A 19,293-nucleotide genomic window follows, 5' to 3' on the forward strand; every position below is an offset into this window, starting at 1 on the left:
GGCGGACCCTAGTGGCAGCCACTGACAGCCGGGGCGGGCGCAGCGGGCGGGAAGTTCACGGAGATTTCATGAAAGGGCAGGAGCCCCGTCGCCGAAACGGCGCGGGGCTCCTTGGGTACTGCTGTCAATCAGACAGGAGTGACATTCTCCGCCTGCGGACCCTTGGGGCCCTGCGTGACGTCGAAGGACACCTGCTGGTTCTCCTCGAGGGACCGGAAGCCGGTCGCGTTGATCGCGGAGTAGTGGACGAAGACGTCGGGGCCGCCGCCTTCCTGGGCGATGAAACCAAAGCCCTTTTCGGCGTTGAACCACTTCACGGTTCCGGTAGCCATAAGCCCTCCTTGGGCCCAAAGGGTTGCCCTGCTCCAGAACCAGCAAATGTGAAGACTTTGAATGCCGCACAACTGCATACGTCTGAGAACGACGAGAGCCCGCGGTCACATGCTCCGCAGGCTCTGTACTGCAAGGGAAACCAAACTGCAACTTGCTGTGAGCCTAGCACGCAGGCCCCCCAGCGCAACAGAGGTCAAGATCACTTCACCCGGACGTTTGAACACCTGCGCCGTTCGGCTGACGCCGGGGGTCGGCTACGGGCACATCCCCGGGGAGGGCTAGCCTCGCGATGTGGACAATTCTCGCACCCGGCCGCGCGTCGGCCACATCCAGTTCCTGAACTGCCTGCCCCTGTACTGGGGGCTCGCGAGAACAGGCACGCTCCTCGACTTCGAGCTGACGAAGGACACCCCGGAGAAGCTCAGCGAGCAGCTGGTGCGCGGCGATCTCGACATCGGTCCCGTCACCCTGGTCGAATTCCTCAAGAACGCGGACGATCTCGTCGCCTTCCCGGACATCGCCGTCGGCTGCGACGGCCCGGTGATGTCGTGCGTGATCGTCTCCCAGGTCCCGCTGGACCGCCTGGACGGAGCCCGGGTCGCCCTCGGGTCGACCTCGCGCACCTCCGTACGGCTCGCCCAGCTCCTGCTCGCCGAGCGCTTCGGCGTCCAGCCGGACTACTACACCTGCCCGCCGGACCTGAGCCTGATGATGCAGGAGGCCGACGCGGCCGTCCTGATCGGGGACGCGGCCCTGCGCGCCAACATGATCGACGGCCCGCGCTACGGCCTCGACGTGCACGACCTGGGCGCCCTGTGGAAGGAGTGGACGGGACTGCCGTTCGTCTTCGCGGTCTGGGCGGCCCGGCGCGACTACGCGGAGCGCGAGCCGGTCATCACCCGCAAGGTGCACGAGGCCTTCCTCGCCTCCCGCAACCTCTCGCTGGAGGAGGTGGAGAAGGTCGCGGAGCAGGCCGCCCGCTGGGAGGCCTTCGACGAGGACACCCTCGCCAAGTACTTCACCACCCTCGACTTCCGCTTCGGGGGCCCGCAGCTGGAGGCGGTCACCGAGTTCGCCCGCCGGGTCGGGCCGACCACCGGCTTCCCGGCGGACGTGAAGGTGGAGCTGCTCGGCACCCCCTGACCCCGGCACGCCCGGGGTTCCGGCGCGGGCGGCCCACTACCCTGCTGGCAGGTACCGGCGTACGGGGGAGGGGTGGACGCCATGCGGCCGCTCGAAGTCGACGAACCCACCGTCGTGGGGCCCTACCGGCTGCTCGGCCGGCTGGGCTCCGGCGGCATGGGCCGGGTCTACCTGGGCCGCAGCGCCGGCGGCCGCACGGTCGCGGTGAAGATCGTGCACCCGCACTTCGCGCTGGACGAGGAGTTCCGGGCCCGGTTCCGGCGCGAGGTGGCCGCCGCGCGCCGGGTCGGCGGCGTCTGGACCGCACCCGTACTGGACGCCGACCCCGAGGCGCGCGTGCCGTGGGTCGCCACGGCGTACGCCGCCGGTCCGTCCCTGACGGCGGCCGTCGCCGACGGCGGCCCGCTGCCCGCCCACTCGGTACGGGCGCTGGGCGCGGGCCTCAGCGAGGCGCTGGCCGCGGTGCACGAGCTGGGCCTCGTCCACCGTGACGTGAAGCCCTCCAACGTCCTGCTCACCCTCGACGGCCCCCTCCTGATCGACTTCGGCATCGCCCGCGCCACCGACGGCACCGCCTCCCTGACCTCGACGGGCGTGTCCATCGGCTCGCCCGGCTACATGTCCCCCGAGCAGATCCTCGGCAAGGGCGTGACCGGGGCGGCGGACGTCTTCTCGCTGGGCGCCGTGCTGGCGTACGCGACGACGGGGCGGCCGCCCTTCCCCGGGGACTCCTCGGCCGCGCTGCTCTACAAGGTCGTCCACGAGGAGCCGAGCCTCGACGGCCTGGACGACGGGGAGCTGCGCGAGCTGGTCGCGGCCTGCCTCGCCAAGGACCCGGCCGCCCGTCCGGCCCCCGCCGAGGTGGCCCGTCGCCTGGCCCCCGAGGGCGCGGCCCGGCTGGTGACCGGCGGCTGGCTGCCGGGGGCGCTGGTGGAGCGGGTCAGCCGGAGCGCCGTGCGGCTGCTGAACCTGGAGGCGGCGGAGGCGGAGACCGGGGCCTCGGGTCCCGTGGGGTTCAGCCGGCCGTCGGTGACGGCGGGGGACGACGCCGGGGCGGCGCCCCCGGCCTCCGGTGTCTTCGGCCCGCCGCCGGTGATGCCGACGCCCACGTCGCCCTCGTACCCGCCCTCGCCGCCTGCCCCGGCCCTCCCGTCCGTCCCCGGGCCGAGGGACCCCGGACCGCGGGGCGGCGACCCCGGCGACGGGCCGGACCCGGGGCACCCGCCCGGGCGGCTCGCCCTCTCCGTCGCGGCGACCTCGACGCAGGGCGCCCGGGGACGCGGCCGGCGGATCAGCTGCACCGTGGCGCTGGCGGTGGCGGGAGCGCTGGCGGCGGTGACGGTGGGGTCGGTGTTCGTCCTGGACCTGCTGCCGGGCTCGGGCAACGACGCGAACAACGCGGGCGGCGACGACGGCTCCCACGAGCCGCCCGCCGCCACCGCGGGCCCGCTGCCCGCGCGCTACCTCGGCACCTGGGAGGGCCAGGCCGCCGCCCTGGACGGCAAGCTGCCGCTGGGCACCTTCCGGATCACCATCAAGCAGGCCGAGGCCGGCCAGGAGCTGGGCAGGCTCCGCCAGACCGACGCGCTGGGCGGCGTCTGCGTCGACGTGATCACCCTCAAGAAGGTCACGGAGAAGCAGCTCGTCGCCGGGTCCGTCGGCGCCGAGGGCAACCACGACGGCTGCAACCCCGCGCCCACCACCGTCACCTTCACCCCGGTCGGCGACGACCTCGACTACGCGTCGAAGAGCGAGGAGTCGGGACGGCCGGAGGCACGGCTGTCGAAGATCGAGTAGCGGGGGCCGGAAATCAAGGGGGGGAGGCGGGGCACCCGGCGAGGGCCCCGCCTCCCCCCCTCCACGGGCTCAGCCCGGAACCACCACCGTGCGCAGTTCCCCGTCGCCGAGGTGCAGCATGCCCTTGCCCGGCGTGATCTGGCCGCCGACCATCTGGCGCGAGACGCGCAGCCCGATGAGGTCCCCGCTGGAGGACTCCTGCGGCGAGAGCAGGATGCCGCGGCGGGCCTTCTTGGCGTCGACCTGCCAGCCGGAGAAGCCGCTGCACACGTCCTCCTCGTCACCGGCGATGACGAGAGCGAGGCCGCGTTCGGCACCGCGCGAGACGATCTTCTTCATCTGGCTCTCGGCGTCGCAGTCCTCCAGGATCTCGCCGTCGTCGACGAGGACGGCGATGGGCTCCTCCAGGCTCGCCCCGTCGATCAGCTCCTCGAACTCGTCCTCGTCGATGTCGTCCCCGGTGAAGACCTTCAGCACGCCCTCCGTGCCGTCCAGTTGGCGCACCGGCGACTGCCGGGGCGCCGCCACGACCAGCCGGGTGCCCTGGGCGAGCAGCGACTGGGCGACGTTCATCAGCACCGTGGAGCGGCCCGACTTGGCGGGCCCCGCGATGACGAACGAGGGGACGCCGTCGGCGAGGTCGGGCCCGAAGCCGACGATCTCGTCGCCGCCGATGCCGATCAGCGCCCACAGCTTGGAGCGGGACGCTTCCGGATCGCGCATCTCCCAGGCCTCCGGGAAGGAGATCCGGCTGGGCAGGCTGTCGACGCGGAACGGGCGCCGGGCCCGCGGGACGTCCGCGTCGCGCGCCGTGGCGGCCTCGCCGATCGCGGTGATGGCCGCGGCCTGGCCCTGGCCCGTGGTGTCCTGCGACAGCAGCGCGAACTGGGTCTCCGTACCGGCCTCGTTGCGGAAGGCGCGGCCCGGCGGGATCTCCTCGGGCACCTTGCGGGCCGGGATGCCGAGCGAGGCGAAGTCGCTGCGGTCGGCCAGGCGCAGGCCGTACTTGTCCTCGGTGAGGGTCGCGATGCGCCCCACGAGCAGCGTGCGGTCGCCGGTGAGGACCAGGTGAATGCCGACGCTCGCGCCCTCGCGCATCATCGTCTGCAACTCGTCGGTCAGCGAACCGTGGTCGACCTCGCCGAGGGTGGGCACCCAGCCCTCCCAGCGGTCGAGGAGCACGACGATGTGCGGCAGCCGCTCGTCCTCCGCCACGGAGGCCCGCTGCTCACCGATGTCCGCGAACCCGGCGTCCGCCAGCAGGTCCTGGCGGCGCGACAGCTCGCCCTTGAGCCGGTTGACGAGCCGTACGACCCGTTCGGTCTGGTTGCGGCCCACGACCGCGCCGCAGTGCGGCAGCCGGGTCAGCGCGTTGAGGGCGCCGTTGCCGCAGTCGATGCCGTACAGGTGGACGTCGGCGGTGGAGTGGGTGCGGGCCAGCGAACCGGCGATGGTGCGCAGCACCTGGGAACGGCCGCTGCGCGGGGCACCGCCGATCATCAGGTGGCCGAAGGTCGAGAAGTCCACGACGACCGGGCGGCGGGCCTGGTCGGAGGGCAGGTCCTCGATGCCGTACGGGGCGGGCGGCAGCTGGCCCGGGGCGGCGCCGGCGAGTGCCGGGACCTCGATGTCGTCCAGCAGCAGGGTCTCGTCGAGCGCCGGCAGCCAGGGGCTGTGCTGGGCGGGGATGCCCATGGCCAGGTTGGCCTCGCGCACCGCGTCGACGAGCACCTTGAGGTCGGTGATCTCGTCGTCCTCGCGGGACTCGGTCTTCGGCTTGGTCAGCGCCGCCCGGCCCAGGTCCTCCCAGCCCAGCGGCCCGACCCAGGGCGCGAGCGCGGCGGGGTCGGCTGCGCCGGGCCGACGGCCACCGACGCGTCCCGACTGGAAGGGGACGAGGGAGGAGTGGCCCAGGCGCACGTAGGCGCGGCCCGGGGTGTTCTTGGAGATGTGCCCGGCCTCGGGCGAGTCGATGACGTCGGAGGACTCGCCGCCGTCGGTCACGCGCAGCGCGATCCGCAGGTTGGTGTTGGCGCGGATCTCGGGCGAGACGACGCCGCTGGGCCGCTGGGTGGCGAGCAGCAGGTGGATGCCGAGGGAACGTCCTCGCTGGGCGATGTTGACGAGCCCGGTCACGAAGTCGGGCAGGTCCCGCACCATGGAGGCGAACTCGTCGATGACGATGAGCAGCCGGGGCACCGGAGCGTGCGAGGGATCGCGCCTGACCAGGTCCTGGTAGTCCTCGATGTCCTTGGCGTCGGCGGCGGCGAGGATGTGCTCGCGCCGCTTCAGCTCGGCGCCTAGCGACTCCAGCGCCCGCTCGACCAGGTGCGCGTCGAGGTCGGTCACCATGCCGACGGTGTGCGGCAGCTTCACGCAGTCCTTGAACGCGGAGCCGCCCTTGTAGTCGACGAGGACGAAGGTCATGTTCTCGGGCGTGTTGGCGACGGCGAGGGCCGCCACGATGGTCTGCAGCAGCTCCGACTTGCCGGAACCGGTGGTACCGGCGATGAGGCCGTGCGGCCCGTCCTTGCGCATGTCGATGCCGAACGGGCCGTCGTACGACTCACCGATCACGGCCATCGTGGACTGGCCGCCCATCCGCCACCGCGCGGAGATCGCGTCGGCCGTCGGCGGCTCCAGCTGGAGCACGTCGAGCAACCTGCTGGCGCCGGGCAGCGCGGAGTCTTCCGTCTCCCCGCTGATGTCCCGCAGCGCGGACAGCGACCGCGCCAGCCGCAGGCACCAGGCGGGCGTGACGAAGTCGGGCCGTACGTCGGTGATCCGCTCGACGCCCGCCTCCTCCACCCGCAGCCGCAGCTTCTCGGCGCGGGCCCGCTGCTCGGGCTCGGCGGGGGCGTTGGTGTGCCACGCCTGGAAGGACGGGAAGCCCCCGGCGACCTGCTGGGCCGGCTGCGGCTGCTCGTCCCGCTGCTGCCGCCCGCCCCCCTCGGCCTTGGGCTCGGCGACGACGAACGCCTGGCACTCGCCCGGCAGGAACCGCTCCTCGGCGTCGAGGCAGACCGCGAACATCGACACGGCCGGCCCCTCGCGCAGCAGCCGTACGACACCGGGCAACGACCGCAGCCGCCGCGACCCGTCCCACACCACCACGATGTCCGGATCGGTGAAGCTGGACCCCTGCGCGCCGCTGCCCTTCTGCTCGGCGGCTTTCTTGCGGGCGTCGAGGATCCGCGTCAGCTCGCCGATGCGGGCGCCGACGGTCTCGGCGTCGGTGCCGATGAGGATGTTGACGTCCTGGCCCCCGGAGGGCCGCGCGTGCGGCAGCCACCGCACCCAGTCCCACTCACTCTGCGCGGAGTTCTCGCTCAATACGTAGAACTGCACGTCCATCGGGCTGTGCAGCGCGGCGGTCTGCGCGACGGCCCACCGCCCCAGCGACCGCGCCGAGTCGCCGGGCCCCGCGATGCCCACGACGCCGAGGCCGCGCAGCGACAGCGCGACGGGCGCGTCCTCGATCTTCCAGGTGACCTGGCGCCGGTGGTCGTCCTGTTCGGGGTCGTCGAGCACGACCTCGGACGGCAGCCGCCCGGTCCCCACCCGCAGCAGCAGGTGGTCGCGGTCGGTCCGCCGCCGCTCCCACAGCCGCGTCCGCGGCCCGGTCGCGACGGACAGCACGACCGCCGGGTCCGGAATGGCCTGCCGCCGGTCGTCCCGCTCGGCGACCAGCGCGTCCTGCGCGTCCTTCTCGATCCGCGCCTTCTGCTCCTCGTACTCCTTGACCTGCTTGGCGTGGGACTTGCGGCCGTGCTTCTTGTCGTTGAAGTAGTTGGCGAACAGCAGGATCGGGCTGAGCCCGGCCATGATCAGGTAGTACCAGCGCCCGAACACCGCCACCGCGACCACCGCGCCGACGAGCGGCGTCAACGCCATCAGCCAGGGCAGCGGCCGGGCCTCGTACTCGCGGGGCGGCGAGGGCAGCCGGAAGTTGGTCTGCCGCTCGGCCGGACGCAGCCGGGGCGGCCGGTTGTAGTCCAGCCCGATCCCGTCCTCGGACCACTTGAGCGCGGCGTTGGGCGGCGCGTACCGGGCCAGCTCGACGAGCGAGTTCCCGACGGCGATCTGCCCCCCGAGCGGCCAGTCGTCCCCTTCCCGGTCCTTGACCGGCTCCCCGTCGAGGGTGACGGTGTCCTCGTCTCCGTGCACGGCGACCTTGCAGGTGCCGTCGGTGGCGACGGAGAGGGTGAGGGCACGGGCGTCGACCTCGGGGTCCTCGATCCGTATGTACGCGGCCGGTCCGCTCCCGATGTCGTACTTCCCCACCCCGAGCCGGTGCACGAACCCGGCCCCCGGCCCGCCGACGACCCGCAACTCCACCAGCCCGGTGGGCTCTCCGGGCAGGCACCCGGACGGATCCTGCAGACTGACGACCGCGCCCTCGCGCAACGGCGACCCGATGACGGTGGCGGACGGATCGACGGCGTACCCGTCGACGTAGACCAGCGGCGCCCCGCCGGCCGCGGCCTGGCCCTGGTGCCCGATGGGAATGACCTGCGCCCCCGCGACCCCGACCTGCTTGGCCAGCTCCTGGGCGATGTCCCCGACGGTGGACTCGGCGTCCGCGTCGAGCACGACGTCGGCGGAGCCCCCGCCGTACGGATCGACGACGGTCAGAGTCAGTCGCACGCTTGTCCTCCCCAGGCGAGCCCCCGCGGCCGCTTCCACACCACGGCTCACAGTCCAGGCGACGATATCCGCTGGGTGTCGCGGTCCGGCAACAGGGCGGTGACCGCACGTTCCCGTTGGCAACGCAGGGATGTGACACCACTGGCCTCCCCCGTAAGCTGCTGCCTCAAGAGCGGACGATCACACCGGTCGTTACATCCGACCGGTCTGACCGGTGCGCCGGTTCGATCCGCAAACGAGGAGCCACGGGGGTTGGCCCTGCGGCGTTGTGAGAGGAAGCGGCTTCATGGCCAAAGACCTTGACATCACATACCAGGACATGCGGGATGCCGCCAAGCATGTCGTGAAGGAGAAGGAAAAGCTCCAGGAGAAGCTCGACGGCCTGCGCAAGTACATCGCGAACCTGGTCGAGTCGGGCTATGTCACGAAGTCCTCCTCCAAGGCCTTCGACGACAACTTCGACGAGTTCACCCGCGGCGCCAAGGACACCCTCGACGGCCTCGACGGCATGGGCGACTACCTCACCACGGCCGCCGACAAGTTCGAGCAGATCGACGAGGAACTGGCGAAGCAGGCACGGAGCAAGTAGGGCCACACCGCCCGTCCGGTACGCGCGGTCTCCCCGTCGTGTGCCGGGCGGGTGACGGCTCGACGGCGCCGGTCAGCCGTCCGGGGACGGTCGGCGGAGTGCGTGCATGTGGAGGGCGCTTCGAGGCTCTTCCGTCTCGACCCGCAGCCAGGAACCGTCCCGGAAGCGGATCAGCAGCGTCGTGGTCGCGAACTCCCCGGCGAAAGGGTCGACCAGAGCTGCCTCGGTGACCGGTAGGCGTGCGACGACCCGCATATGCTTCTCGCGCCCCACGCTGACGCGCCGGGGCGGGGCCGCCAGCACGATTCCCTCGGGTGTCGCCAGCAGAAGCCGCTGGTGGTGCGGTGAGTGGCCGTACCAGTCCAACAGGAACTGCCCGGCGTCGCCGTGCCAGTTTCCGTCGAAGACTCTGTCGAGCCCGTACTCGTCGGCCACGGCCCTCCGGCGGGTCCTCTCGTCCGTGCTCTTGGCCCGTAGACGGGTCCTTTCGCCCTTCGGGGCGAGAGAGCGCATGACCGAGTCCTCCATGGCGGCCAGTAGTCCAAGGAGAAGGGCGATCGGTATGAACGGCGCCTTGAGCACCGCACCGATCATGCCCAGTGCAGGCACTCTTCCGGGACGCAGCCGGGGGTTGCCCGCGGCCGCGTACACGTCGGCGGGAGGCCGTGGAATCGCGTCGATCGTGCACCACTCGCCCGCTTCGATGTGAATGCCGAGCCGTTCTGCAGAATTGTGCTGTTTCCGCCTGGGGGCCACGGGGTGATCTCCTCGTCTGCACGGCAGGGACGGCGACGGCTCGGGAGCTACGGACGGGCGAGCCGACGTTTGATGGGGGCGGTGTGCGCCGGATGCCGGCGCGAACTAGCTCGGTGACGCCTTGGCCGACGCAGGCGTCCCTCTGAACAGGCTCTTCCACAGCCACAGGCCTTCGACGGACAGGTCTTCCAAGTGATAGTCGACCATGTCCACTTCTCGTCCCTCGGCGTCGACGATCCTCTCCTGGGGGTGAATGCCGTAGAAGGAAACGGCTGTGCCCGGAGCCAGCACCTCGATGCGGTAGCACCCGCAATCGTTCCTGACGACCAGGGGAGGCGCGGCGTCAGGGCCGTGGTTGGCTGCGAAGGTCTCGGCGGCCTCACGAATTTCAGGTGGCAGAGCGTCCGACGGCACGACGTCGGACCGATCCGCTAGATGCTGCATGGGAAACACGCGCCATGGGGAGTACAGGCGGCACCAGGAACCGTCCGTGAAAACCACCTTGAAGTCATCACCGCCCTTGAAATTCTGCCGGTCGACCCGCTGGATGTCTGAACGCGGGAGCTCCCACAGAAGTTCGTCCTCGACAGGAAGCTCGTGACACCTGCGCTCGTTGAAGGGCAGACCCACGATGACCACGCGACGGTCCGTGACGATCAAGTGCGTGCGATAGCGCCTCTGGTCCGAGCGAGCCGGATCCAGTTGCCAGGGCAGACTGCGAGCGACGGTTCCGGGGGCGGCCCACAGGACCGGGAAGTCCTCGAGTTCGTCGGCACGGTCCGCAGCGGAACGAGGCACCGATGAGGTCTTGACGGTGCTCCCGGACGGCAGGGCGGCGACTATGAGCGCCCCTACGGCCAGCGCCGAGATCCTCAGCACGGCCAATACCGCCCCGAATCCGGTCGACCGCACGTTGTGCACTGGCCCCGCGGGCCAACCGTCGAGCTCTCCTTGAATGTCGTTGCGCTCTTCGTCCCGGAACCATCGCCTGCCTCTGACCCGCATGGCAGCGCCCGTGGCGAAGGTGACGGGGACCCGGGCGAGTACGGTCTCGCCCGGACCGGGCATCCAGATTCCCATGTGATCCACTCCTGATTCGTCGAGTTCGCTGGTGTCGGGTCGCTCACCGGCGGCCGGGAGGATCCCGCGGGGGTGGTGGAACGAGTCGGCTGCCCAGTGCACCAGGCCGCTGTGCGACGGCCTGACGGTTCCCGCGTACGCCGAGAACGGCCGCGCGGAGCACACACGCGGTGAAGGCGACGTTCACGCCGGCCGCCGCCCAGACCCATCTGGCGGGGTGCGGAGCGCTCCAACTGGGCGGTACCTCTCCTTCGGGGTCGTGGAAGACCCGGACGCGGTCGCCGGGCCGTGCGCCACGGCAGCCACCGGCCGGGCCCGCGAGCACGGCGCCGTCGTTCCCACGCAGCTCACACGTCGAGTTGACCCTCGTCTGCTCCGTGGACGCCACTACGGCGTCGATCCATGCGCCGCGCTTTTGCAGAGCCCGGTCCTGGATGAGGAACAGACCGAGGACGAAGAGCGCTGCGGCGCACAGGAGGAAAAGGAGCGCCAGGACCAGTCGCTGATCGGTGTGGACCGCGACGAGCCACAGCAGTCCCAGCGCGACCGCCAGACCGGGAAGAACGAGCCAGCGGCCGACGAGCCCGGAGACCATGGCGCCGTCCAGGACGGTCAGAAGGCTCACGCCCGTGTAGAAGAACGGGGCGGAGTGACGCTGCCCCAGACGGTCGAGCCACGCGGGTCCCGCCATCAGCGGGCGGTGAGGAGGGGCCAGGTCTTCTCCTCCGAGATCCTCGCCCGGGCCTCTCGCAACGCCCAGGTGTAGTGCCGCAGACCCTTGCCCACACCCCAGAGGCCGACAGCGGCGATCGCGGTGCCCGCGCCTGCCACGGCCACCTGGCTGTAGGCACCGCCGTCCTCCTGGCCGAGGCCCCCCACGAGGGCCACCAGGACCAGGACCACCCCGACCAGGAGCGGCGCGACGGGCGCCGCCATCCACATCAGTGACTTGCCGGACAGGTACACCAGGTACCGGCGTCCGTCCAGGGGAACGGTGTTCTTCCAGGGCTGCCCCGCCCGCATCAGGTCCCAGGTCGAGGCGAGGGGCTGCGGGATGTTCCCGGGAGGCAGTGCGCGAGCCGGCGGCAGGCGGTCGAGCGCCGTCCACGCCTCCAGCAGCCGGTGCGCGGCGCGGCCCCGCCGTACCAGGCGCGCGAACGCCGCGAGGGCGGCTCCCGCTGCGAGGAGCGCGACGAGCACGAGCACGACCGTCACGAGCAGGTCGGCGTCTGCGGCATCTTCCAGGCCGAGATACCAGCCGAGGCCGGCCCATGCGAAGAACCAGCCGCCCGCGACCACCACTGCGGCCAGCCAGGCCCACACCATGTTCCGCAGCGCCATGCTGCGCGAGGTCAGGACATCCGCTGCGGCGGCCCGGGCGGTCAGGAGCGCGGCACGGTCGTACCAGCTCAGTGTCCGCGGGTCCGGGGGCAGGTCGGGCGGGGTTCCGGGGTTCATGACGACGCACCGTCCTCGGCGGGTTCCGGTTGTTCGAGAAAGGTCGACTTCCCGGCGATCAGGGCCACGATGCTCGCCATGGCCAGCACCTGTTCGGCGTCCAGGCAGGTGCCCACGACCATGAGCCCACGCCCGCCACCGGGAGGACAGGCCAGGCAGACGGCGAGTCCGAGTTTCGCCAGTGGGCGGGCCGCCCGGGCCGCCGGGGGGTCCGGGAAGAGTTCCGTCCTGTCGGCCGAGAGCAGTTCCGGCTGGGAGATGATCCCCATGCCGATTCCCATCGCGGTGGGGAAGGACTCGGTGTACACCTGCCGTCCCCGCAGTTCCTGGCCGAAGTGCCGCGCGAGTACCTCGCCGAGGTCGACGTCCTGGTTGCTCGGGCCCACGTCGACGACTCCGGCGCTGATCTGCCATACGGCCCTGCCGTACTCGCCCTCCGGTACCGCGACGACGCCGTGGGTGATCACGCCTTGGGCGAGGAGGACCCGCCGCCATGCCATCAGCGCGTCGGTGTACTCCTGACGCGGACCGGCGGCCTTGTGCGGGTAGCTCCGGTTGATCAGGTCGGCGCAGCGGGTTCGTGCGGCCTCTTCGTCGTCGCCGTCGGCGAGCAGGTCGAACCAGTCGGTCGGCGCGTACAGCTGGACGGAGCCGAGCGGGTGCCGCAGCGGGGAGGTACTGAGGGGAGGGGAGGCAGTCATGTCAGGCCATTCTGAACGCACGATCGCGGGGTGCAGGCGTCCGGGGTCGTCGACCGGCCGGGTGCGAGGTCATGTCTTGTCCCTGAGGGGCGCCGGCGTGAGGGCATCGGGCCACACGTCCTCGCCCGGCCCCTTCGTCTGGTCACCCGGGACGACGTATTTCCCGAGGTCCCACATCAGCTGAGCTCCTCCGCCGGGACCGAGAGCGGCGGTGTTGGCACCCCAGTTGGCACCGAACTGGGCGACCTTCAATCCGAATTCGGTCCCCTCCAGCACGTGGCCGGGCTGGGTGAGGACCCCGCGGAAGAATCCGTAGGGCGAGGCCCCGGCCATCCTGCCGAGCTGGCTGCCGACCTTGTACGCGCCGAACCCGAAGGTCAGCGCGGCGGCGTCGGCGATCACCGTGGGGTCGGTCAGCGCGTCGACGAAGCTTCCGGACTCCCCGACCTTCTGCAGGTAGTGGGAACCGAGGGCGACGGCGCCGAGGATCAGTGCCGGTGCGGCCAGGAACTGCAGCCCGGGGACCAGCGACAGCAGGCCGAGCACCGTGCTGGCGAACCCGGCGATGTTGCCGATTATCTCGAAGACCCAGGCGTACTCCTTGAGGAAGTCCTTGAGGTTGTCGAGGATCTCCTCGCCCAGCTCGGCGGCCATCTTCGCGAAGTCCGCGAGGGCATCGCCGAGCTTGTCCCAGATTCCCGGTTCGTTGGGCGCGATGTCCATCGCGTGCTTGAGCCGGTCGGCGACCGCACCGCCTTCCTCGATGTAACGTTCCCGCAGCCGCTCGGCCCGGCCGCGTATCTCCTCCAGGTCGGCGTTGGCAGCGTGCAGCGACTTCTCCGTGCCGCTGCGCTTCTCCTCCTGCCGCTCCCGCTTAGCCTTCTCCTCGTGCGTCTGGTCGCCCAGCCTCTCGGCGAACCCGGGCTTGGGCGGCATGCCGTCCAGTTCGCGTTGGAGGCCGGCCGCCCGGTCCTTGGCGTCCTGCGCCTCCCTCTCCAGCTTCTCCGCGAGAGCCTGGCGCTCACGCATGTAGCGCGCCCAGTCGTCCAGGGCCTGCCCGGCGTCGGTGAACGAGTCCCGTGCGTCGTTGACCTTGGGCCGGAAGTCGTCGTGGAACTGCTCACGGAATGCCTCGGCGGCCTTGCCCTTCCACTCCCCGCGGCCGGTGCCGTTCAGGACCTGCGCGATGTCGCGCAGCGTCTTTCCCGTCCTGACCACGATCTCCGCGACGTGCGCGGCGTCCGCCTGGTTGCCGGGGCAGGGGCAGAACCCGATCGCGGGAAAGCGTGCGTCGGCGGCGGGGTCCGGACGCAGCCAGCCGGGCTGGGAGTAGTCCGTCATCGCTGACCGCCCTTTCCGCTCCGGGCCTTTTCCAGCTCCCGCGCGAACTGCTCGTCGGTCTCCTCGAAGGTCTTCTTGATCTGCCCCAGTGCTTTCGCCGCGGACTTCGAGAACTTGGACATCTGTTTGATGCCGTAGGACCACTCGTCGCCGAAGTCGTCCATCCGCTTCGCGAGCTTGAAGACACCCATCGCGGCGCCGTCCACGTCTTCCATCTCACGGCAGGGCGCCGCCATCACCTCGTGGATGTCGCGGATGTCCTTCTGAGTCTTCTCCAGCATCTCGAAGTCGATGTACAGGTCACCCATGAACTCCCCCGCCCCTGCAGTCGTTACTGCCTCGCTCGTCCCAACCAACGCTATACAGCCGGGACGTGGGAAGTCCGAGCGGGGGGCCGTTACGGACCGCACTGGCCGGCAGTCCTCCGCACCGACTGAGCAGGGAAGTAACCGGAGGTTCCGTATGCCACGCGGCGATCCGTGATGATCAAGTGTGTGCGATGGCGCCCCTGGTCCGAGCGATGGCGCCGGGTGCGGCCCACAAGACGGGAAGTCCTCGAGTTCGTCGGCATGGTCCGCGGCGCTACGCGGCACCGACGAGGTCTTGAATCCTCTGCCGGAAGGGAGGGCGGCCACCATGAGCGCCCCTATGACTAGCGCCGAGATCCTCAGTATGGCCAACACCGTGCCAACGCCGGTCGACCGTGCGCCGCACACCGGCCCCGCAGGCCAGTCGTCCAGCTCTCCCTGAATGTCGTTGCGCTCTTCATCCCGAAATCACCGTCTGCCTCTGACTCGCATGGCAGTTCCTGTGGCGAAGGTGACGGGGACTCGATCCGAGAAGCGTCTCTTCCGGCCTGCGCTTCCGGATCCCCATGTGAGTCACTTCCGCCTCGTTAAATTCGTTACGGCGGTGATTGATGTTGCTCATGGGGAGCGGTGTTGTGTATCCAACGCAGGGAGCCGGCCATGGCCTCGCACAGCTCACCCAAGGAGCTTTGTACGCCGCTCAGCGGAAGGGTAAAAGAGAGCAGTATGTAGCCTGCCTCGCCGGGCATTTGGACGTAGTACTCCAGCGTCGTCGTCGTGGATACACGTACGCAAGCTCCGGCCGGTAGGCTGGAGACGGAGACACTCGCTCCTTTTTCTTCCCGGCGCGACAAAGCTTGTGCGAATTCTTCAGGTGAGGCATGCAGAGCATCACGCATGGGGAGCAGAGAGACCATCAAGGTGGCAGGAGCGGTCGTACCGACGGCGATATCCGTACGCAGGTAGAGCTCCAGAGCTCCTTGGGACACACCCGTCTCCACAGCGTTGCGCAAGGAGACCCAGAGTTCGTGGCCGGCATCTCTGGACAGCTGCCGACGAGTTGCTTGTTGATCGATGAACTTCTTCAGTTGAGGTCGCCATCGATCGATCACCAGGTCGATACGAAACCAGTCTCGGGGAACGAGTAGACGGTAGTCGTCCGGTGGGCAGCCGTATTGCGTATTGCTCACGGGACGAGCCTCACGGGCGTACCCTCGTCGTCGAAAAAGCTAAGGGTCTTCAGGATACCGGCGAACATGGACGAGAAGACCTCCCACCCTTCTTGCGTCGGTGTCACCATTTCCATCACGACGACAGTGCCATTGGGCAATGGGACCTGAGCCTGGATGAACGATGTCCAGAACGGCTCGGTCTGGCCAGATGGTGAGAGAGCGGCGTCGACGACGGCCTGCCGGGCGCCGATCCATGATACGGCAGGCCCGCAAGGAAGGTCGATTTCCGTGACCTCACCCTGGCCGAGGTCACGGAGCGCCCCGGCCGTGGCAAGTATCGGGCGCAGCCGAGCCTCGTCCGCAAGTTCCGTCATGGAGACATGAACCGTCGCTGTACAGCGTGTGCCGTCGACTTCTGTGATGACGAATCCGGCGTACTGGATGCCGCCTTCGACGAAGGCATCGTAGTTTCCCGCACAGAGAGCAGCCCACTGGTATTGCATGCTCTCGGGCGCATCGGGCATCACTTGTTGCGCCAAGGAGATCAGCTCATCAGCCAGCTCATCAACGGATTCAACATCCGTAGGCAACTCGTAGAAGCCTTGAGGCATGATCCAACGAACGTGTACTGCCTGTCCCTCGGACACTGAAGCGAGTTCGTTCTCTGACGTAGTCGTGCTCATCGGGTGCCTGCTTCGTCAGGCATTTCCAATTCCGCCGCATCGGCGTGGAACGCGGCGGCGAAAGGGTAGGGGCCGTAGTGCGGGTAGAAGTCAGGCAGCTCGGCACCGTTTTCTGCTGCGACGTGCGCGATCTTACGGTAGGCCGCCGCTCGGGCGCGCATTTTCTGACGTGACCGGCTCCCCCAGTGTCGGGTTAGTGAAATCACGTAGAGCAGAACGATCGCAGCAAGGGCCGCTCCGCATGCCGCGTAGTACAGATTCTGAGACTTCGTTGATTCCCAATACTGAACGTAGCCGCCCCAATAAACGAACAATGCTGCGATTATCAACACAGACGGAACTCCTAGTTTCATGCCTGCGCTATGCAGCTTTACGTCGTCCAGGTGACGAAGGCGCAAAAGCTTGAGAACGGCCTCATCGTCAAGAAAGTCGTAGTGCAGGCGTCGCCCCTCCGAGATTGCTAGTTCCCGTGCTTCAGGTACACGAGACAGCACTTCGCCGGGCACCATCTTCCGGACAATGTTCCCACGGGCTCTGTACTCGCCCGGGCCGAGTTGGTGGCCTTCTGTCGGCATCGAAGTCATTCTCCTTGGCTAGTGGCTCGGTAGGTTACCGAGCCAGGGCGGTGTGGAAGGGCGCGGGCGAGGGTGTGGGGGCGGGCTGCGGAGAAGGGCTGGGTTTGACTTTCGGCAGGTCTCCTGGGTCACCGGTCGGTTCGCCATTTTGACCAGAGAATATTTTCACCATGGCACTGGCGAACCCTCCTGTCTTGATGGCGGCGGTAAGTTTTTCGCCCGCGATTACAGGTTTCCCCGCTTTGGTAAGAATCTTGTTCACGGTGTTGACGGCGATGCCGTTGAAGAACTTGAATCCGACGCCTTCCAGTGCGGCGCTTCCGCTGAATCGAATGCCGCGCAGCTTGGCCAGCCCCTTGAGCCCTTTGAGGGCGCTGAAGCCCTTCAACGCTCCAAGCCCTGGCATAACACCCAAGGCGTCAAAAAACAGGCGTGTTGCGCTGAACTTACCCCCGCGGACGGTCATGTCGTAAGCGTGACCAGCCAATGCCATGGCACTCGTGACGACCGACAAACCCGCAAAGATCGGAGCCAATATCTGAAGAGGAGGGACAAATGCGCAAATAACTGCTAGTACGGAAAGTATCGCTGAAACATTGGACAGTCTGTCAGCCCAGTCGGCAAGGAAGTTCATGATCCCGCCGGGATCGCGGACCCCGTCGTGATGCACGATGTTCTTTATGTGCTTAGCAGCTGATTTCGCCGCGTCATCGCGTATTATCTTGGCTCGCCCGATTTCGCTGTGGCACTCGCGGATGATATCCATCGCGGCGTCACGTTTCTTCTCGAGGCGAGTGCGGTCCGTCACGTCGTCGCGGGACGGAACAGTGCCTTCGTATTGTTTCAGGTCGCCGATGGCGCTTTTGTGGTCCGTCTCCGCTTCTCGGTATTTATGCAGAGCCTTGTCTGCGATCCTTTGCGCTCGGTGCAACTCGCTGGCGTACTCTTTTGATTCCTCGCCATCGACGACTTTCGTCCCCAATGCCTTGGCCGCCTCGTCATAGCGATCAAATGCTCGCTTGAGGCGGCCGGACGTACCGTCTGCTATCTCATGAAAAGCACGCCCAGCATCACTGTCCCATCCCTCAACGGACGACAAGGCCCGAATATTTCTGGATTGTTTGTCGATTTCGTCAGCCATATTGCGCAACTTTTTACCGAGTGCAGCAACCTCATAGGGATCTCCGGGTATGGGGTCACCGTCGTGAAGAGGCTCCCAATCGCGCGGTCGCGAACTCACTTTTTCCCCTTTGATTTCCTGCGCGCGTCCCGGAGGGCCTCGGCGAGTTTGTGGTCGACTTCGTCGTATGTGTCGGCCGCAGCCTTTGTGAATTTTGCCAGATTCTCGATGTCCTTCATGAGTTTCTTTCGAGTTTTCTTCCAGGTGTCTGAGAACTCACCGAAAACGTCACGCAGGTCTTTGCTGCCCAGTTCGTCGCCGTATTCCTCGGCGGGGTTCCCATGCTCCTTGAATTCTCGGTGTATTCGGAACAGTGAGTCGGAACAGTCCCGTATGGTTTCTAGGTCTGCTCGCGTTCTGTCGCTCATAATATTTATCCCCCTGATCGCAATGAAGCTGCGGACTCCAGTTCATGTGACTGTTGCGAATTGTTTTGTGGTGAGCTCCTCCACATTGCTTTGTGGGCTTCATCAGCGATTCACGGACTGGATCTCCTGGACCGTGATCGCCTGGGCGTTCTCGAAGGTGCCGTCGGGCAGGTCGCCGCCCGCGCCGCCGGTGCCGGTCCAGGCGATCTCCCAGGTGATGGTGGCCGTGAGGTCGAAGGTGCCGTCCCCGGAGGAGCGGAGGTACTTGATGCCGCAGGGCGGTGTCCGCTCGGCCTTGCCCCTGGCGTAGGGCTCGCCGATGGAGCCGTCGCCGTTGATCGTGCACTCCCCGGAGGCCGGGTAGGTCTCTGCGTCCGGGGTGCCCGGCTCCAGCCTGAGCGACACCGGCTTGGCGGTGGTCGTGGCCGTGAGGGCGAAGCCGGGGGCGTTGATGACCGCGGTGGCCTCGACCTCGTGGAAGTCGGCCTTGTCGAGCCACGCCCAGGTCGGCAGGTTCACCTTCGTGGTCTGGGCGGGGGCCAGGGTGACCTCAGTGCCGGGCAGCTCCATGTGCTGGTACGCGAGGGCGGCGAGTATCTCCGGGGTGATGGCCTCCTCGTACTGAGGCGGCGGGGCCTCACCGTTGTCGACCCAAAAGGGGAGGTCGGTGCAGGAGGTGCGCTTCAGGTAGTCGGGCTCGTTGGGATTCTCGACGCCGGCCCAGAACATTCCCTCGCCGTCCTTGGCGACGTTGTAGTCCTTGTAACCGGGGGTGTCCGTCCAGCCGTACTCGTCCTCGTAGTGCGCCTTCGTCTGGCCGATCGCCGCAGCCGGGGTCCCCGTCATCCCGGGCGCGCTCGCGGCCTTCTCTATTTCGGCAGACATCTTCTTTTTGAAGTCCTTGGCGCCGAGGTAGGGGGCGTACCAGCAGGGTGGGGGAGTCCAGTTGACGTCGGCGGACGTCACGTTCCCGGTGCCGCCGTCCGGGGCGACGGATCCGGAGTACGTGATGCGTGCGGCGGCGTAGATGCCGGTTTCGTCGCTGCCGCCTTTTGGCTCTGCGCTGCCGCCTTTGCCGGTGTCCACTGGTTCCGCGGTGGCGTTCGGGGCTGTGAGTAAGACCATGCCGGTCGCGACGGCCAGGGCGGCGCTGCTGCCGAGG

18 protein-coding genes are annotated in these 19,293 nt (G+C 68.3%); 3 read left to right on the forward strand and 15 right to left on the reverse strand.

Features of this window, described 5'->3' with window-relative positions:
* Positions 1 to 128: 128 nt before the first annotated feature.
* Complete coding sequence (locus tag K7854_RS21290) at positions 129 to 332, reverse strand: cold-shock protein (protein ID WP_004984723.1); 204 nt, start codon at positions 330 to 332, stop codon at positions 129 to 131.
* 292 nt (positions 333 to 624) lie between these two features.
* Here K7854_RS21290 and K7854_RS21295 point away from each other — a divergent pair, with 292 nt between their 5' ends.
* Both K7854_RS21295 and K7854_RS21300 read left to right on the forward strand, forming a co-directional pair.
* Positions 625 to 1,476, forward strand: a complete 852-nt coding sequence (locus K7854_RS21295; RefSeq protein ID WP_226028140.1) for a menaquinone biosynthetic enzyme MqnA/MqnD family protein — start codon at positions 625 to 627, stop codon at positions 1,474 to 1,476.
* A gap of 81 nt (positions 1,477 to 1,557) precedes the next feature.
* Positions 1,558 to 3,273 carry a serine/threonine-protein kinase gene (locus K7854_RS21300; RefSeq protein WP_226028141.1) on the forward strand — a complete coding sequence of 572 codons (1,716 nt, stop codon included), beginning with the start codon at positions 1,558 to 1,560 and terminating at the stop codon, positions 3,271 to 3,273.
* Positions 3,274 to 3,342: 69 nt separating this feature from the next.
* On the opposite strand, the gene K7854_RS21305 is transcribed toward K7854_RS21300, so the two are convergent.
* Positions 3,343 to 7,920 (reverse strand): FtsK/SpoIIIE domain-containing protein, encoded by a 4,578-nt coding sequence (locus tag K7854_RS21305; RefSeq protein ID WP_226028142.1) that lies wholly within the window; start codon positions 7,918 to 7,920, stop codon positions 3,343 to 3,345.
* 286 nt (positions 7,921 to 8,206) lie between these two features.
* On the opposite strand from K7854_RS21305, the gene K7854_RS21310 reads away from it, so the two are divergent.
* Positions 8,207 to 8,509 carry a WXG100 family type VII secretion target gene (locus tag K7854_RS21310; RefSeq protein ID WP_030145321.1) on the forward strand — a complete coding sequence of 101 codons (303 nt, stop codon included), beginning with the start codon at positions 8,207 to 8,209 and terminating at the stop codon, positions 8,507 to 8,509.
* A gap of 72 nt (positions 8,510 to 8,581) precedes the next feature.
* On the opposite strand, the gene K7854_RS21315 is transcribed toward K7854_RS21310, so the two are convergent.
* The 13 genes from K7854_RS21315 to K7854_RS21375 all read right to left on the reverse strand — a co-directional run bounded on the left by K7854_RS21315 (position 8,582) and on the right by K7854_RS21375 (position 19,256).
* Positions 8,582 to 9,265: a hypothetical protein gene (locus K7854_RS21315; RefSeq protein ID WP_226028143.1), complete on the reverse strand. Its 684-nt coding sequence runs from the start codon at positions 9,263 to 9,265 to the stop codon at positions 8,582 to 8,584.
* Positions 9,266 to 9,370: 105 nt separating this feature from the next.
* Positions 9,371 to 10,345, reverse strand: a complete 975-nt coding sequence (locus K7854_RS21320) for a hypothetical protein (protein WP_226028144.1) — start codon at positions 10,343 to 10,345, stop codon at positions 9,371 to 9,373.
* Between the two features lie 43 nt (positions 10,346 to 10,388).
* Entirely contained in the window at positions 10,389 to 11,036 is a 648-nt protein-coding gene (locus K7854_RS21325) for a hypothetical protein (RefSeq protein WP_226028145.1), read from the reverse strand.
* A complete protein-coding gene (locus K7854_RS21330) occupies positions 11,036 to 11,803 on the reverse strand; it encodes a hypothetical protein (RefSeq protein ID WP_226028146.1) in 768 nt (255 codons plus the stop codon). The genes K7854_RS21325 and K7854_RS21330 overlap by 1 nt, the downstream gene beginning before the upstream one ends.
* Positions 11,800 to 12,504: a hypothetical protein gene (locus K7854_RS21335; RefSeq protein ID WP_226028147.1), complete on the reverse strand. Its 705-nt coding sequence runs from the start codon at positions 12,502 to 12,504 to the stop codon at positions 11,800 to 11,802. Before K7854_RS21335 ends, K7854_RS21330 begins: the two co-directional genes overlap by 4 nt.
* A gap of 69 nt (positions 12,505 to 12,573) precedes the next feature.
* Positions 12,574 to 13,845: a WXG100 family type VII secretion target gene (locus tag K7854_RS21340; RefSeq protein ID WP_226028148.1), complete on the reverse strand. Its 1,272-nt coding sequence runs from the start codon at positions 13,843 to 13,845 to the stop codon at positions 12,574 to 12,576.
* Entirely contained in the window at positions 13,842 to 14,153 is a 312-nt protein-coding gene (locus K7854_RS21345) for a hypothetical protein (protein ID WP_226028149.1), read from the reverse strand. Before K7854_RS21345 ends, K7854_RS21340 begins: the two co-directional genes overlap by 4 nt.
* A 596-nt stretch (positions 14,154 to 14,749) precedes the next feature.
* Complete coding sequence (locus K7854_RS21350; protein WP_226028150.1) at positions 14,750 to 15,343, reverse strand: hypothetical protein; 594 nt, start codon at positions 15,341 to 15,343, stop codon at positions 14,750 to 14,752.
* Positions 15,340 to 16,008, reverse strand: a complete 669-nt coding sequence (locus tag K7854_RS21355) for a hypothetical protein (RefSeq protein WP_226028151.1) — start codon at positions 16,006 to 16,008, stop codon at positions 15,340 to 15,342. The genes K7854_RS21350 and K7854_RS21355 overlap by 4 nt, the downstream gene beginning before the upstream one ends.
* Positions 16,005 to 16,583 carry a hypothetical protein gene (locus K7854_RS21360; protein WP_226028152.1) on the reverse strand — a complete coding sequence of 193 codons (579 nt, stop codon included), beginning with the start codon at positions 16,581 to 16,583 and terminating at the stop codon, positions 16,005 to 16,007. Before K7854_RS21360 ends, K7854_RS21355 begins: the two co-directional genes overlap by 4 nt.
* Positions 16,584 to 16,617: 34 nt before the next feature.
* Positions 16,618 to 17,823, reverse strand: coding sequence for a putative T7SS-secreted protein (locus K7854_RS21365; RefSeq protein ID WP_345605359.1), 1,206 nt, complete (start codon positions 17,821 to 17,823; stop codon positions 16,618 to 16,620).
* The gene (locus K7854_RS21370; RefSeq protein WP_226028154.1) at positions 17,820 to 18,131 is read right to left on the reverse strand and encodes a hypothetical protein; all 312 of its coding nucleotides are present in this window, start codon (positions 18,129 to 18,131) and stop codon (positions 17,820 to 17,822) included. The genes K7854_RS21365 and K7854_RS21370 overlap by 4 nt, the downstream gene beginning before the upstream one ends.
* A 102-nt stretch (positions 18,132 to 18,233) precedes the next feature.
* The gene (locus K7854_RS21375; RefSeq protein ID WP_226028214.1) at positions 18,234 to 19,256 is read right to left on the reverse strand and encodes a hypothetical protein; all 1,023 of its coding nucleotides are present in this window, start codon (positions 19,254 to 19,256) and stop codon (positions 18,234 to 18,236) included.
* Positions 19,257 to 19,293: the final 37 nt, after the last annotated feature.

This window comes from Streptomyces hyderabadensis (genome assembly GCF_020404845.1).
GTDB classification, from domain to species: Bacteria; Actinomycetota; Actinomycetes; order Streptomycetales; family Streptomycetaceae; genus Streptomyces; species Streptomyces hyderabadensis.

Coding starts and splice junctions, on each gene's coding strand:
- K7854_RS21290 (WP_004984723.1), bottom strand. CDS start 332: ATGGCTACCGGAACCGTGAAGTGGTTCAACGCCGAAAAGGGCTTTGGT.
- K7854_RS21300 (WP_226028141.1), top strand. CDS start 1,558: ATGCGGCCGCTCGAAGTCGACGAACCCACCGTCGTGGGGCCCTACCGG.
- K7854_RS21310 (WP_030145321.1), top strand. CDS start 8,207: ATGGCCAAAGACCTTGACATCACATACCAGGACATGCGGGATGCCGCC.
- K7854_RS21320 (WP_226028144.1), bottom strand. CDS start 10,345: ATGGGAATCTGGATGCCCGGTCCGGGCGAGACCGTACTCGCCCGGGTC.
- K7854_RS21325 (WP_226028145.1), bottom strand. CDS start 11,036: ATGGCGGGACCCGCGTGGCTCGACCGTCTGGGGCAGCGTCACTCCGCC.
- K7854_RS21330 (WP_226028146.1), bottom strand. CDS start 11,803: ATGAACCCCGGAACCCCGCCCGACCTGCCCCCGGACCCGCGGACACTG.
- K7854_RS21335 (WP_226028147.1), bottom strand. CDS start 12,504: ATGACTGCCTCCCCTCCCCTCAGTACCTCCCCGCTGCGGCACCCGCTC.
- K7854_RS21340 (WP_226028148.1), bottom strand. CDS start 13,845: ATGACGGACTACTCCCAGCCCGGCTGGCTGCGTCCGGACCCCGCCGCC.
- K7854_RS21345 (WP_226028149.1), bottom strand. CDS start 14,153: ATGGGTGACCTGTACATCGACTTCGAGATGCTGGAGAAGACTCAGAAG.
- K7854_RS21355 (WP_226028151.1), bottom strand. CDS start 16,008: ATGAGCACGACTACGTCAGAGAACGAACTCGCTTCAGTGTCCGAGGGA.
- K7854_RS21360 (WP_226028152.1), bottom strand. CDS start 16,583: ATGCCGACAGAAGGCCACCAACTCGGCCCGGGCGAGTACAGAGCCCGT.
- K7854_RS21370 (WP_226028154.1), bottom strand. CDS start 18,131: ATGAGCGACAGAACGCGAGCAGACCTAGAAACCATACGGGACTGTTCC.
- K7854_RS21375 (WP_226028214.1), bottom strand. CDS start 19,256: ATGGTCTTACTCACAGCCCCGAACGCCACCGCGGAACCAGTGGACACC.